Below are 14,434 nucleotides of genomic sequence, written 5' to 3'. Positions count from 1 at the left end.
CGGAGGGCCGGGGCCCTCAGAAGGTCACCGTCATCACCAGGGTGTCCGAGTAGGCGCCCGCGGGGATGGCCTGTCCGGCCGGGATGCGCCCGAAGATGGGCACCGTCACCTCCTGCCCGAACACGGGAATGACGGGCCCGTAGCGCCCCGTGCCGCCCGCGCCGTTGCCCCAGACAACGAGGCGCGTCGCGTCCAGGTAGAGGTTGTACTGCAGGCGGGGTGCGCCCGGCCCCGCCATGCCGCGTGCCTGGGCGTTGCCCGAGCCACCGGCGCTGAAGTCGATGATGACGGGGGTGAGCTGCCCCTCACACCGGTAGGTGATGCTCCCGGCCGAGTCCCGGGGCAGCACGTCCGTGGTGAGGTAGGTGCCAAAGCTCACCCCCACCGTGCTGCGAATCTGGCACACGGCGCCCGCCCATCCGGGCAGCAGTCCGCAGACGCCCGCCACGATGAACGCGGTCGCCCTAGTTCGCATCGTCATGAACACACCTCACGACTCCCAGGTCGATGACCTTGCCCTCGTGTGACGGGACGTCCAGCGAGGTCGCGCAGCGGCCCTTGGGGTAGATGACGGTCGCCGGCAGGCGGCCTTCGGGCAGGCCCACCAGCTCGAACTCACCATTCCACCCGATGGGTGAGCTCCACTTCTCTCCGTCCCTCTCGACGCGAATCTCACCGTAGGACAGCCAGCGCGTGTCCTCCGCCGAGGCGATGGTCACCTTGCCCCGGTACGCCCGGACCTTCTGCGTCTTGAAGTCCAGCACTACACCGCCTCGCTGGTACGTGGCCACCATCTGCTCCGTGGAGGGGATGTAGACGTCCAGCGGCACCTGATGGTCCGCCAGGGAGAGCCGGTTGGCGTTGTAGGCCTGGAGCCGCGTCACCACCAGCTCACCGCTGGCGTCCGTGCGCCCGATTTCGTGGTTGTTGAGCCGCACGCCCACGCCCTCCACGCCCTTCACGCGCACCAGCGCGTAGCCCTGGTCCACCGCGCGCGTGGGACGCACGCGTCCACCAATCAGCACCAGGCCGCCGGCGACCTCGGCCATGCCCGCCAGCCGCCCGTCGAACCACTCCGCGCCCGCGCTGACGCGGCCCACGTTGGCGTCGAAGTCGGCGCGCGCCATCGCCTGGTCCACCGCCCCCACCCGGCCCTGCACCTGGTAGCCCAGGCCGCCCTCCATGGGCACCGAGCGGGCCACGTCCACCGACGTGGTGCCCTCCCCGCGCAGCGCCTGGGAGTGCCCCACCGTGGCCGTGGTGCGGGAGTCGAAGATGGCGTTCAGGTACACCATCCCCTCGATGGCCACGCCGCCTCGCTCGGAGTTGCCGCGGCTGGCGGAGAAGGACAGCGTGGACCAGTCGGTCAGCCGCGCGGAGGTGGTGGCCCCCAGCCACGTCGTCCACCCGTCCCGCTGGTAGCGCGACAGGGTCGCCTGTCCGCCCACGCTGACGCTCTCTCCCAGCGCCAGGAACAGCGAGCCGCCCGTCTCCACGAGGGGGTGGTCGTCATCCAGCTTGAGGCTGGTGTGCGTGTAGGACGTGTTCATGCCCCGGCCGAAGACGGAGCCCCCCACCCAACGGCGCTGGAGCGAGTACACGATGCCCGCCGCCAGCCCCGTGCGCCGCGCGCTGCGGCTGACGGCCTGTGACAGCTCCAGCTCGCCGAAGGGCAGCTGGAGGAGCTGCATGGCGCCGGTGCTGACGACGTCGGGCGCCAGCTCCAGCCGCACGCCCGGCGTCAGCCACGGCGTGACGCCCATGCGGAAGTTGCCCAGGAGCATGGGCCGGCCGAAGTCGAAGTTGGAGAGGTTGACGTTCTCCCGCTCGATGCCCGCGGAGAGCCGGTAGTCCGCCACGCCAGGAGCGAGCTGCTGCCCGCTGAGGTAGTAGGACGTGTTCACCTCGCTCGCCCGGCCGAACGCGTCCCGGATGACGTAGCGCGTGTTCCCCTCGCCCCGGGGCACCGTGAGGTTCTCCAGCCGGAAGGGGCCGGGCGGGAGCTCGGTGCGCTTCACCAGGTGGTTGTTGACGTACACCTCCAGCGTGGACGGCGTGGCGACGTCCCCCGCGTAGTCCTGCATCGGGTTGCGCACGAAGTAGGGATTCAGCTCGAAGGTGCGCATGGCGTGGAGGCCGGCCACCACCGCGCCGCCGCCCAGCACGCCGCCAAACCCCGTGGACTCACCGGCGATGGCGCGCACCATGTGCTTGGGGAAGTCCAGGGACAGCTGCGTGAGGCCCCGCAGGGGCACGGCGCCGGGTCGCCACCGGGCCTGCGTCGTCAACAAGCCCCGCCCCATGGACGCGCCGGCCTCTCCAAAGAAGGTCAGTGAGGTGTTGCGGGCGTGGGCCGCGTAGTTGATGAAGCCGCTGGGGCTGCCGCGCACCGCGTAGTCCGACGGCGCCAGCGGCCCCAGGTTGATGCGCGTCTGGCCAAAGACGGACGCGGGCAGCTCGCACGACAGGCTGACGGTCCGCTCGTTCATGACGCACTTCCCCTCGGGCTCCAGGGACCGCGCGGAGATGTATGTCTTTCCTTCGATGACCTCCAGGCGCCCCCCCAGCGCCACCAGGTCCACGCCGTGGTCCTCCAGGGTGGCCGCGGGGAGCAGCACGTCGCTGCCCCGCAGCATGGGGAAGCTGGCGCCGCGAGGGACGCCGTTCAGGGTGAAGTCCGCGACGATGGGCATCGGCGGCGAGGAGGGGTCGGCGGCCGCGGGGCCCTGCGCGTCCGCCAGCAAGGCCCCCAATGACAAGGATAACGCCAGCGCCGCGCGGGAGGGCCCGCGGGCCACAGCAAGCCAGGTGGGGGCCATGGTGCATCGGTCAGCGAGCGCAGGGCGCGGGAGAATCCACGGGGGACGTCTGACGGAGCACGCCCTGGTCGGTCTCCATCTCCACTTCCACCGTGCGGACCTGGCGGCAGGCCTTGCCAGCAACCTCCATGGCAAACACCTGCGCGTCGCCCGCCAGGACGTACCAGCCGGGCTCCTCTTTCTCCACCAGCCGCTTGCCCTTGGCGTCGAGCCCCCGGACCCGCAGGTTCCGGATGAAGAAGTTCACCGTGCCCGGGTTCTGCACCCGGACGTGGAACTTCGACTCGCGCAGCACGGCCTGCGCGATCTTTCCTTGAACAGTCTTCTTCTTGGGTGCGACAAAGACAGGCACTGAGACACGGGTGAGGACATTCAACCCAGTCACCTGGGTGGACGGCTGCAGCGGGGGGAGCTCCTCCACGACGATGCGGAAGGAGCGCTCGGTATCCTGCGGAGCCGAGGAGCTGCCCACCCGGATGGGGCGGGACTCCCCGGGCTCCAGCGTCAACAGGGACGGGAAGAAGAACAGGTCCTGCGTCGGCGCGAGCGACATGCGCCCTTCTTCGTCCTGGACCCAGGAATAGACAGAGGCTTGGAAGCGCGTGGTCTCGCTGCTCTTGTTCCTCACGTTCATCACCACGCCACGGGCGCCTGAATCCAATTCAAGCCGGACCGGACTGACATCGAGCTCAGCCGCGCTCGCCGTTCCCATGGCAATCCATTCCAAGGCAGCCGAACACATCAGGCCGCCGGCCCAGGACAGAAGTCGGTTACGCATGTGTTATCACCTCGAATCAGAAGGTGACGGTGGCGACGACGGTGTCGTTGTACGTGCCGGAAGGAACGTTCTGGCCGCGCGGAACCGTGCCGTAGACCAGCACTGGCACGGGCAGGCCCGTACCCAGGAACGGGAGGCCCGCGCCAGCGCTGTTGCCCCACACGATGAGACGGGTGACGTCCTGGTACAGGTTGTAGGCCAGGTAGTCAGCCGACGCCGAGTTGCGCATCCGGCGCAGCGGCGCCGCGTCCGTCGAGCCCGCGGCCGGGTACAGGCCCTGGCCGAGGGTGATGAACGCGGTGCCGAGCAGGGTGCACTGCACGCTCAGCGCGCCCGTGCCGAACAGGTCGATGCCCAGCGCGGAGTTGACGACGATGGGGTCGTACGTGCCGAAGTTCAGCGTGCCGCCGCCACCGCCGGAGCCGATGCTGCAGGAGCCACCGACGTTGGCGGTGACGTTCAGGTTGGCGGTGGAGGTGGCGGCCTCAGCGGGCGAGAAGGCGACGAGGGACGCGGCGGCGGTGACAGCGGCAACGGCGGTCTTGATTGCGTTCATTTGGGTTGCGTGCTCCATCGAGCGGCCGGTCGATTCCGGCTGCGTCAGGGCATTGCAACCCGCTCGCCGACCGCTGAGCGGTCCGGCGCACCCCTCCCTTCAGCGCGTGTCGCACCAAGGCCTTGCGTGCGCTTCCAGGCAATACGTGAAAATGTTCGCTTGGTTGTTTTTACGGCGAAACGCACACATGTCCCTGGAGGGAGCCCTTCAGGGAGGGACGGACAGGCTTCGCGGCCCGCGCCAGCTCTTTGGCATGTGGCATCGTGTGAAGGAATGAGCCCAGCGGGCGGAAGCGCATTGCCCACGCCTGGCAAGATTCTTCCCACCCATGGAACGAGAAGCGCGAGGGTGTCCGGCGGCGTCTACCTGGTGACACGCGCGTTGCTCAGCCGAACGGAACTGAACCGCCCAGCAAGTCCGCCCTTGCTACCCAACCCGGTGCGGGGCGCCGGACGCGCTCAGTCCACCTTCGCCACGCGGCGGCGGTCTCCGAGGAACTCCTCCACGCCCTGGGCAATCGCCTTGGCGACCTCGGTCTGGTAGACAATGGACTTGAGACGTGCCTCTTCGTCTGGGTTTGAAAGGAACGACGTCTCCACCAGGATGGCCGGCATCTTCACGCCCAACAACACATAGAAGAGCGCTTCCTTGTGGCCCAGGTCACGGATGCCCTTGTACTTGCGGGACAGGTCCCCCACGAGGCTGCGCTGCACGTGGTTGGCGAGCCGCGAGGACTCCTCGGTGTTCGCCTTCGTGGCCAGGTCGGCCAGGATGAACTGGAGGTCGCTGATGCCCTTCTCCGAGGACGCGTTCTCCCGCGCGGCCAGGCGGATGGAGTAGCGGTCCGCCGACGTGTTGAGGGTGTACGTCTCGATTCCGCGCAGCGTGCGCTTCTCCGCCGCGTTGCAGTGGACGGAGATGAAGAGGTCGCCGTGCTCGGCGTTGGCGTACCTGGCGCGGTCCTCCAGGCGGATGAACCGGTCATCGTCGCGGGTGAGCACCACCTCCAGGCCCTTCGCGCGCAGCTCCTCCGCCAGCTTGAGGGAGATGGCCAGCGCCACGTCCTTCTCGCGCGTCCCCTTCTTGCCAATGGCGCCCGTGTCGTGGCCGCCGTGGCCGGGGTCGATGACCACGCGCCGCACCTTGAGGCCGAGCTGCTCCACCAGCGTCAGCTCCATGCCGCGCGACTGTTTGGCCACGGCCTTCAGCCGGGCCTGCGCCACCTTGTCGTCCACCGGACGGGTGATGGGACGCGGGGGCTCGGCGACAGCGGGCTTCGAGGCCACGGCGGCGGCGACGGCCGCGTCCAGGCTGCCTTCGCGCGTGTCCTCCTTCGCGGGGGCGCTCGGCGCCTTCTGGGGAGGCCTGGCCGACGGTTCGCGGGCCATCTTCTCGATAGCGGCCACCAGGCTGGACGAAGGCCGCTCCGCGGGCGCCGAGGCCTCCACGGCCGGCGCCGGCTGCGCGTCCTTGGACGTGTCGCTGTCGCCCGCGCTGGAGGTCGCTGCCACGGCGACCGCCTTGCCAGCGGTGCCCGCCTTGCCCGGCGCGGAGGAATCCGTCTTCGCCACGACAGGCGCGGCCTTGCGCGGGGGCGGCGGCGGGGCCTTGGGCGACGGCAGCGAGGCCAGCAGCTCCCGCATCTCCCGCGCCCGGTCACCCTTGCCGTTGACGGCCAGCGTCTGGGTCAGGACCTTGCGCGCGGACTCCGGCTGGTCCAGCCGGTGGACGTGAATCTTCGCCAGCGCCAGCGCCCCATCATCCGACAGCCGGTGCTTCGGGTAGCCCTCCAGCAGCCGGGTGTAGTCGGTGATGGAGGCCTTGAGGTCGTCCTCCACGAAGGAGATGCGGCTCAGCTCCTGGAGCATCTCCGCCGCGGTGAACAGGGCATCCGGCGCGCGGGCCGACTTCGGGAAGCGCGCGGCCACGGACTCGAAGCGCGCCACCACGTTCAGCCAGTGATGGCGCAGCTTGCGCCGGGCCGCGTCGTCCTTCAGCGCGTAGTAGACCTTGCGAGCACCCTGATAGGCCTCCTCGGCCTCATCTCGCTTGGCGGCCCCCACCGCGCTCGGGACGAGCAGCAACAGCACGGGCAGCACGATGACGAGGCGCGAGTGCATGGGGTTCCTCCGGGTGGGTGCGAGCTACAGGCGTGTGTCACACAGCCCCACCCCGCCGGCAAATTTTCAGCCCCCACCATCCGCCTCAGCGCAGCCAGCCCAGCACGCTCGCGAGGTCCTGGTCGATGACGCGCGCCCACCCAGGCTGCCGGGGCACCACCGCCGCCAGCACCTTCTCCCCGTTGCGCACGGGCGCCCGCCCCGGACGGACGCGCGCGCGCACCGCGTGCTTCACGTCCTGCCGGAAGTAGTGGGCCGGAAAGGACACCTCGCCCCGAGTCTCTGGCAGGGGCCCGTCCGGCGTCAGCCACACCAGCGCGCCCAGCCGCAGCGGCTCCACCTCGGAGCGCCACAGCCGCCGCATCTCCCACGCGAAGTACCCCACGGCCACCAGCACGCCCAGGCCGATGCCCCAGGGGAGCAGCCCCACGCGCAGCGCCTGGGAGCGGGCGAAGCCGGCCTCGCGCGGCTGGCCCGGCATGGCGGGGTCCACCAGCAGCGTCACACGGGCGCCCCGCCCCAGCCCTTCCGCGTACTCGGCGAAGGTCCGGATGCCGGCCACGGAGTGCTCCGCCTCCGCGAACGTATAGAGCACCTCCAGGGCGGCTTCGCCGCCATCCCGGGCGTCCAGGGGCGGCAGGCGGGAGGCCATTACCAGCCCCTCCACCTCCTCCGCGCGGGCGGCGAAGCCCTGCTCCTCGATGAAGTAGCGTCCGGCCCAGCCGGCACCGGTGCCCAGGACGGCCACCGCCACCAGTCCCAGGAGGACGCCTCGCACCAGGCGCCCCACGGCGCCGGGCACCTGCGTCAGTCGGACCTTTCGGGGGGCATGCGGAATGGCCAGCTGCATATGGCCGCGCAGCCTACCCCAAGCGGAGGGGACGGACGCACACGCCGCCTCACGGCGCTTCCGGCAGCCGCACCCAGACGCCCCGGAAGCGCTTGCGCGACGCGTCCTTCAGCCGCTTGCACTCGACGCCGTCCACCGGCGCGGTGCCGTCGTCGCTGAGCAGCAGGATCTCCTCGGCGTCCTCCGGCGTGAAGAAGGCCTCCGGGTTCAGGCCCGCCAGGTCCACCGCCTCCACGGCGACCGGGGCATCCTCACCGCCGCGCCACGTGAACAGGCGCGAGGTGCCCTCTGCCGCCGTGCCACCGCTGATGATGAGGTAGCGGCCTCGCCACCAGGACAGCGAGCGGATGCCCAGGCCGCCCAGGTCCAGTTGCACGGGCTCGCCCAGTTGGGCCCGAGCGCCCTCCTCCTCCACCAAGGACACCGGATTGAGCAGCGGCACCAGCAGCGCCTTGCCGTCCGGCACGGGGCTGCGGAAGCCCACGAGGATGGAGCGCCCATCCGGCATGGCCGTCATGCCTTCGATGTTGAGCCCGCCCGGGGCCTTGGGCGCCTTCATCTCCGCCCCGCCCAGGCCGAAGCGCGCCAGCCGCGGCGCGGCGAGCAGGTCATCCAGGAGCTGCGTATACGGCCGCCCCACCAGCCGGGGCCCTGCGTCCGTGTCCTCGGTGGCGAAGAAGCGCAGCCGGCTGGGCGCCTTCTTCCCGGAGCTGTTGCGGCCGTGCGACGTCAGCCAGAAGGACAGCGAGCCCAGCCCGGTGGCCGCCTCGATGTCCGTCTCCGGGGCCTTCTTCTTCGCCGCGGGCAGCTCCAGGTCCGGGGACAGGTCCACGCTCTGCACCGGCGGACCGCCCCGGCGCGCGTCGTAGACCCGGAGGACGTTGTCCTCGTCATCGCCCACGACGAACAGGTCGCCGCCAAGCGCCACCGCGCCGGAGGCGTCACACATGCCCTGGAAGCGCAGGACGTCGCGGCCCTCCATGGACGCGGCGGCCACGGGGGCCGGCCTTTCGCCCACGCCGTGCGCCGAACAGCCCCACACCAGCACTCCCATGCAGACAGGCAGCAGCTTCATGGCCCCACTCTTGGCCACGGTCAGCGCATACGGGGAGTGGCGTGACGCTGACTGTGCGCTGGGCGACACGGGGACGGCGGGGACTTTCGTGCCGGCCCCGTCAGGAACCTACAGGCACTGCCAGGCGCCTTCGATGCAGCGGCAGAGAGACCACTCGCAGTAATTGGGGATGTAGCAGCGGCGGTTGACGTTGGTCGAACAGGCCTTGCCCGCGACGTTCTGACACCAGTTCGAGGACGGGCCCGGCTCACACAGGTTCTGCTCCTGCGCGGCGACGTGCTCGGCGCCTGCTTCAGACATCTCGGGCTCGTGCGCTTCCTGGCCCACGCCACACGCCGTGAGGGACAGCGACAACGCCATGAGGACAAGTGCATTTCGCAGCATCTTCAGGGTTCCTTTCGCTCAGGCATTCCTGCCTGAGCGATTTTGCCCGAAATCCTGGGTCAATGCGTTGCCAGCGCCGCGCGGTGCCATCACTTCTTGGGAGGATTGTTTCCGCGGCCTCCGCCAGAGGGGTTCCCCGTCGTACTCGGAGCATTGGCCGGCCTGCCATGACCGCCGCCACCATCACCTCCGCCGCCGCCCTTGCCCGAACCTCCGCTCCCCTGCCCTCCACCGTTGCCCTTGCCGCCACCGGAACCCTGACTGCCGCTTCCGCTGCCTTTGCCCATCATGCCTCCCTGGTGAGGAATCAAACAGACGAGACACCATGCTCTGGCATTGTGAAAAGGCCCCGCCCGGCTTGACGTGCAATTGAAGACATCGGGAGTGCACCGGCAGGTCGTTGGGTGCGAGGCCGGCCTTCAACGCACAGGTCCCGCATGTGCTTGAATGCGGCCCGGGGGCGTCACGGACGCCTGGATGGAGGACGATGCCAGCGCCAGGGCGACGTCGTCGGCTCAGCCGTCGCGGCCGGAAGCCGACCTCCGGTCCGCCTTTCGCCACGGGCGCCATGCGTTTATGGCCTGGAACATGAGTCTCTGGGTCCTCGTTGTGGCGGTCCTTGCCGGGTTGCTGGCCGTCGTACCGCCGTGGTTGTTCGCGCGCCGCCGCCCTGGCTACAGCCACTTGAGGAACACCCTCAGCGAGCTAGGGGAGACAGGCGCTCCAGATGCGGCCCGAGTGGCCTGGCTCGCCTTCGCGCCCCTGGGGCTCGCGGTTTGGGGTTTCGTGGCGTTGCTCGGAGGGCGGCTTCCGGAGGACGCCAGGACGGGGCTCGTGCTGCTCTCCCTTCTGGGCGTGAGCTATGTCGGCGCCGCGGTGTTCCCGTGTGACGCCGGCGCGCCGTTCTGGGGGACGTGGCGGAACCAGATGCACAACCTCGTCGCCGCCATCGGCTACTTCGGCGCGGGCGCGGGGTTGATCGAACTCGGGCGCACCTTCGAGGACATGGCAGCGGTGTCCGGCCTCGCGGTGCTCACGTCCGCGCTGGGCAAGGGCGTGCTCGCCGGAATCTTCGTGCTGTCGTTCGAATCGCCCATGCGCGGGCTCATTCAGCGCCTCATCGAGACCACGGTGTTCGGCTGGATGGTCCTGGTGGGTGCGTGGCTGGTGCTCGGCGCCTGAGAGCGGCGTGCGGACGAAACGAGCAGCCGGAGGCTGTTGGGCGTAGTAGCCGCTTGGCGAGCTGCGCCTTGCTGGAGCACTCGAAGGAGTCGGCGCCCAGGTCCTTGTAGGGAAGGTCCTGGCGCAGCATGTGGTAGGCGGCCGTAAGCATGGATTCGGGGTGCTCACCATGCTCCGGGTCCAACTGTTCGACGGGCTCACCTGCACCCATGACGCGCCAACCTCTGTGCCTACGCCACGCGCAGGCTACCTCGTTTCATTCCTGTGGGTCGGGCGCGCAGCCCGGTGGATAGCTGTTCGGAAATGTCGGGACTTTTGTGGCGTCAAAACCCCCGACATTTCCGAACAGCGAGCTACGGGAGTGACTCCGACGCCCCGCTGCGAGGGGGCCCCTGGGGTGGCCGTGCGCTGCGCGATGAGTCAGGCTCGAGGATGATTGAACGCCCCACCGCACGGAGAGGGCCACGCTGCCCTCTCCGTGCAGTCAACGTCACGGGAACTCAGGCGGGCAAAAAATCGCGCACTCCCCCGGAATGACGGGGCTGCAATCTTCGGGGCAGTTGAACCGGTTCTCCGAGCCGCGGCAGATGCCGTCACCGCATTGCGTGCAGTCGGCCGGGCAGGTCTCACCCGCCTCACAGATGTTGTCACCACACGTCATCTTGCGGAGCCGGAAGGTCTGGTAGCAACCACCGTAACGGTTGTCCATTTCAAGCGTCAAGGAGACGGGGTTGAACGCAGTCACCGTGTGCATTCCCGCGTTCTGGCACTGGCCATTGTGACGGTCCGCGTCGAACCGCACGTCCAGCGCCACGTCGCTGCGCCCGGAGATGCTGAACGTCTGCACGCAGCCGCCGTGGGCGTCGGTGGTATCGATTCCCCAAGGGCCGGCCCAGCTGAGCACGGGGCCCACGGGGATGGCGTACGTCCCTGGGTTGTCGCACTGCCCGTTGGAGGTCGAGCCGCTGTTGCCGTAGAAGCTGACCGTCAGCGCCAGCCCGCTCAGCTCACCGTAGGGGTCATGGATGCCAAACTTCTGCCAGCACCCCTGCGGCCGGGAGTCGGTGTCCAGGCGAACCTGGCTCGTCCATTGCCCCAGGCCCCGGCCTTCGGAGACATTGAAGCCGTTACACTCGGGCGACACGCCGCTGTACGCGCGAAAGTCGTGCCAGAACTGAACGCTCTCTAGCGCGTCGCTCCGGGTGCTGAGCGTGTCGGCTTCGGGGCTTTCCTCCTGAATGTCGGTGCCGCAGCCGGTCGTGAGGACAGCCGCGGTCGCAAGCATGGCCGCATGGGTGATGTAGTTCTTGAACATGGGGAGGGCCCTGGGGTGAGGTGGACTCAGAGGGTGGAATTACGATGCGAGGCTTTGCGGCAAATCAAAACGCACCACAACGCCCACTCTACGCATGACCAGGCAATGAAGTCGAGCAAGCCACTTGCCTACACAGGCGTTGCCGAATGACACCCAGGACAGGCACGACATGTCCTTGGACCTCCAACGGCAATCCCAACATGCACTGCCTCTTGACAAGCCGCATCATCCAGGCGGGTGTGAATATTCACAAACTCCTCCCTCCTGCCGTGCAGGGAGGAGTCTGGAATGAACCCCTTCAGGCCAGGCATCATCGCGCCTGGGTGGCCCTCCCGTTGAGGTACGTCTGGATTACCGGAATCTGGCTGATCTTCGTCGGGTCCCCCCCCTTGGCCGGGTCGAAGTCGAGCGGGTTGGCCCCCAAGACGACGAAGTCGGCCACCTTGCCGGGCTCGATGCTGCCCAGCAGCGTGTCAAGCTCGTGGTGGCGGGCGGGCACCACGGTGACCGCGCGCAGCGCCTCCTCGACGGTCGCCGCATGCTTTGCCCCCAGCACGTATTCCTTCGTGAAGTCCGGATAGGACCAGGTGCGCCGCGTGACGGCCTGCTCCACGAACCAGAGCGGGCGCGTCGGCGTCACCATTGAATCGCTGTGGAGCGAGAACGGGATTCCATTCTCACGATCATAGGCGATGGGATCGAGTTCGCTGGCGGCCTCCTCCCCCACCATCCCCACGAACGCGTCGCCCCAATACGCCACATGCCCGATGAGGTGCGTCACCTGGATGTCGAGCGCTGGCACCGGCTGCCCATTCATGGCACCTGCCCCCTTGCGCAGGTCGCCAATGCGCTGGGAGACCGCGGGCTGTCCCACCGTGTTGTGGATGAGGAGGACCCGGTGCGGGTTCTCCTTCGACTGCTGGAGCTGCGACAGCGCGTCGAGCGCCCACGTATTCGCCCCGTTGCCGTTGGCGTGGATCTGGAACCGCCACAAGCCCTGCTCCCAGAGCGAGCTCACCTGGTCGACGATGTCCTGCACGCTGTCGTAGTTGGCCCGGCCCTCACCTTCGCCCGAGCAGTGTCCGCCCTCCAGGTACTGATAGGGCGCCTCGAGCTTCGCGGTGCAGCCCTGCGTCGAGCCATCGACCCAGAGCTTGATTCCACCCGCCCCCAACCACTTCGGCAACGCGCAGTCATTCCCGGGCTTCGGCTCGCAGGCGGGCGCCGTCGGCTGGAGCTTCGCCGCGTTCGCCGCGTCAGCGACCACGACCCCCGTGATTCGGAAGGGGAACCCGGGCAGCTCGGTGAACCGCTTCACGGCGTTGACCTGCGACACGCTCTCGAGTCCACCGTCCGCGATGGTGGTGACGCCCGCGTCCCGCAGCGCGCGAATGGCACGCTCGATGTCCGCGCCTCCCTGCTCCGCGAGCTTGACCGGCTCGGAGTGCATCAATGCCATGGGCAGGTTCTGCGACAACGCCTTCATGAACGGCGCGAACCCGGACGCCTCCCGGAGCAGGCCCGTGAAGTTCCCATCCTTGTCCGTGACCCACTCCCCGCCGCCGGCCGCGACCGACGCGGGGGGAGTACACGGATTGCCTGGAGTGCTTGGACAAACGACATCAAATGCCTTCTGGTTCACGTAGGCCAGGTGACCCGACTGGTCCAGGATGAGCACCGGCCGGTCCGCGCTCACGCACTTCGCAAGATAGAACTTTGGCTGCGCCGTGAAGTCCGGGGGCCCGCCCTGCCCGCACGGCTCCGTCGCGGGGTCGAACACCTGCCGCGACGGATCCAGATTCATACCCAGAACGAACGTGTCGCTCCCTACGGCGCTCGCGGCCTCCACCTTCATCGCGGCGAGCGCGCTCAGCACATTGTTGCGGCGCTTGCAGTCCGTGGTTCCCCCGGGCGTCTGGTACGGAGGCGGCAGGCAGGGCGCCAGGTCGTGGGTGCCCAACACGCTCTGGACGAGCGTCGGCAGGAAGTGCAGGTGCGGGTCGAAGAAGCCCGGCATCAACACCTGCTCCGGCGCGAGCTGGACGACCTCCACCTCGGAGCCCAGGCCCTGCCGCAGCTCACGCTCGGTGCCGACCTTCAGGATCTGGCCGCGGTCGTCCACCAGCACGGCTTCGGCGATGGTCCCCTGGTCATCCAGGGTGACAACCTTCCCGACGAACAGGGTCGCGCCAGGCCTCGCGGGGCCGCGCTCGATGGGCGCCGCGCAGGACGACAGGAATGCGAGCGCAGCGATCAGCATGGAACCGCGAGGAAACGCGCGGGGAGGACGTGAGACGGCGCTACGCAGAGACCCAGTCATAAGGCTCCTTTGAGGGGGGTGGACAGCATACGCAGAAAGGCAATCGAATCCATACAGGCAACAACAGACACTTCAGCGCGGGGATTGACGCGTCAAACGAGGCGCTGGGGCCAGGAATCGCCGACGGTCGGTATGCTATGATTGACACACCAACCGAGCACGTTGACGCGTCAGCGCCCGGCCTGATGGATCCCGGACGTACTTTACAGGACATGTCGTCGCAGCCCGGCCGCTCGCTCGCCACGTCCACGCTGGGCACGGCGCGTCGGCTGTCGCTGTCAATCGCTGTTCGCCCAGGTGAGGATGCCCCGCGAGGTTGGGATGGGGCCAAGGAGCGCGAGATCTCCCCCAGGTTGCGCTGGAACTTCGACGTACACCCACGCCTCGTGGGAGTCTTCGAGACGTGCGCGGTCCACCCGAAGTCCCAACTCCCGGGTGGTATAAGACAGGCCAAGGATTCGCTCTATCTCACGGGCCGTTTCCTCGTCGAGTCCCCTATCGCAACGCCCCATCCACTGGGGCCCCACGAAGAACTGGTGCAGCAGCCCCTCCAGATCGACCAACTCATCCACGAGCGGAAGGTATGCCCCCTCCGCCTGTGGGTGCAGGCATGAGTTCCCCCCTGTCTGGTTCGAATAGAGGACTCCGGTCGGCCAAAGGAGGATGAGTCCCAGGCCAGCGGAGTCATAGAGTTGAATCACCAGCGAAGTAGACATTGGAACGCAACAGTACCTCGGCACAGAGGTTCTGACCGATTGGCCTTGGACCTGCGCAGAGTAGCGGTGAGCGTCTTTGGCGCGCTGCTGGGCGGGTTCATCGGATGGAGCACGCCCGGCCCCTCTGCGCTTCCGGAGCAGGCGCCGTCGTGTTTTCGCGAAGGGCGAGGGGTGATGACGCCGGACACCACCCCGCCAACGGCTGTCATCAGCGCCGCGGCCCTTCGCAGACGAGGACAGGCCCACGGGCCCCGTAAATCCAGGGACTTGGCACTCACCCCATGAAGCACCAGCGCTGGCACACGCCGTGCTCAGGGGA

12 protein-coding genes are annotated in these 14,434 nt (G+C 68.5%); 1 reads left to right on the top strand and 11 read right to left on the bottom strand.

What is annotated here, in order from left to right; translation table 11 throughout:
• Positions 1 to 16 precede the first annotated feature (16 nt).
• The 8 genes from HV824_RS07505 to HV824_RS07470 form a co-directional block, all read right to left on the bottom strand.
• Positions 17 to 481: a spore coat U domain-containing protein gene (locus HV824_RS07505; protein WP_217917191.1), complete on the bottom strand. Its 465-nt coding sequence runs from the start codon at positions 479 to 481 to the stop codon at positions 17 to 19.
• The gene (locus HV824_RS07500) at positions 465 to 2,759 is read right to left on the bottom strand and encodes a fimbria/pilus outer membrane usher protein (RefSeq protein WP_255207836.1); all 2,295 of its coding nucleotides are present in this window, start codon (positions 2,757 to 2,759) and stop codon (positions 465 to 467) included. Before HV824_RS07500 ends, HV824_RS07505 begins: the two co-directional genes overlap by 17 nt.
• A 70-nt stretch (positions 2,760 to 2,829) precedes the next feature.
• Positions 2,830 to 3,531 (bottom strand): molecular chaperone, encoded by a 702-nt coding sequence (locus tag HV824_RS07495; RefSeq protein ID WP_255207835.1) that lies wholly within the window; start codon positions 3,529 to 3,531, stop codon positions 2,830 to 2,832.
• Between the two features lie 82 nt (positions 3,532 to 3,613).
• A complete protein-coding gene (gene pru / locus HV824_RS07490; RefSeq protein WP_176422977.1) occupies positions 3,614 to 4,153 on the bottom strand; it encodes a fruiting body spore coat protein U in 540 nt (179 codons plus the stop codon).
• A gap of 458 nt (positions 4,154 to 4,611) precedes the next feature.
• The gene (locus HV824_RS07485) at positions 4,612 to 6,273 is read right to left on the bottom strand and encodes an N-acetylmuramoyl-L-alanine amidase (RefSeq protein ID WP_176422976.1); all 1,662 of its coding nucleotides are present in this window, start codon (positions 6,271 to 6,273) and stop codon (positions 4,612 to 4,614) included.
• An 85-nt stretch (positions 6,274 to 6,358) separates the two neighbouring features.
• Positions 6,359 to 7,123 carry a DUF3592 domain-containing protein gene (locus tag HV824_RS07480; RefSeq protein WP_176422975.1) on the bottom strand — a complete coding sequence of 255 codons (765 nt, stop codon included), beginning with the start codon at positions 7,121 to 7,123 and terminating at the stop codon, positions 6,359 to 6,361.
• A gap of 49 nt (positions 7,124 to 7,172) precedes the next feature.
• Complete coding sequence (locus HV824_RS07475) at positions 7,173 to 8,198, bottom strand: DUF3616 domain-containing protein (protein ID WP_217917190.1); 1,026 nt, start codon at positions 8,196 to 8,198, stop codon at positions 7,173 to 7,175.
• Positions 8,199 to 8,306: 108 nt separating this feature from the next.
• The gene (locus HV824_RS07470; RefSeq protein ID WP_176417019.1) at positions 8,307 to 8,582 is read right to left on the bottom strand and encodes a hypothetical protein; all 276 of its coding nucleotides are present in this window, start codon (positions 8,580 to 8,582) and stop codon (positions 8,307 to 8,309) included.
• Between the two features lie 477 nt (positions 8,583 to 9,059).
• On the opposite strand from HV824_RS07470, the gene HV824_RS07465 reads away from it, so the two are divergent.
• The gene (locus HV824_RS07465; RefSeq protein ID WP_255207834.1) at positions 9,060 to 9,764 is read left to right on the top strand and encodes a DUF998 domain-containing protein; all 705 of its coding nucleotides are present in this window, start codon (positions 9,060 to 9,062) and stop codon (positions 9,762 to 9,764) included.
• Positions 9,765 to 10,254: 490 nt separating this feature from the next.
• Here the strand turns inward: HV824_RS07465 and HV824_RS07460 are convergent, their stop codons facing one another.
• The 3 genes from HV824_RS07460 to HV824_RS38160 all read right to left on the bottom strand — a co-directional run bounded on the left by HV824_RS07460 (position 10,255) and on the right by HV824_RS38160 (position 14,115).
• Positions 10,255 to 11,079: a hypothetical protein gene (locus tag HV824_RS07460; RefSeq protein WP_176422973.1), complete on the bottom strand. Its 825-nt coding sequence runs from the start codon at positions 11,077 to 11,079 to the stop codon at positions 10,255 to 10,257.
• A 310-nt stretch (positions 11,080 to 11,389) separates the two neighbouring features.
• The gene (locus HV824_RS07455; RefSeq protein WP_255207833.1) at positions 11,390 to 13,339 is read right to left on the bottom strand and encodes an amidohydrolase; all 1,950 of its coding nucleotides are present in this window, start codon (positions 13,337 to 13,339) and stop codon (positions 11,390 to 11,392) included.
• Between the two features lie 338 nt (positions 13,340 to 13,677).
• Entirely contained in the window at positions 13,678 to 14,115 is a 438-nt protein-coding gene (locus HV824_RS38160) for a DUF6210 family protein (RefSeq protein ID WP_368738034.1), read from the bottom strand.
• Positions 14,116 to 14,434: the final 319 nt, after the last annotated feature.

It is taken from the genome of Myxococcus sp. AM009 (assembly GCF_013372605.1).
In the GTDB taxonomy this organism is placed as follows: domain Bacteria; phylum Myxococcota; class Myxococcia; order Myxococcales; family Myxococcaceae; genus Myxococcus; species Myxococcus vastator.
This window is presented reverse-complemented; position numbering and strand designations above follow the sequence as displayed.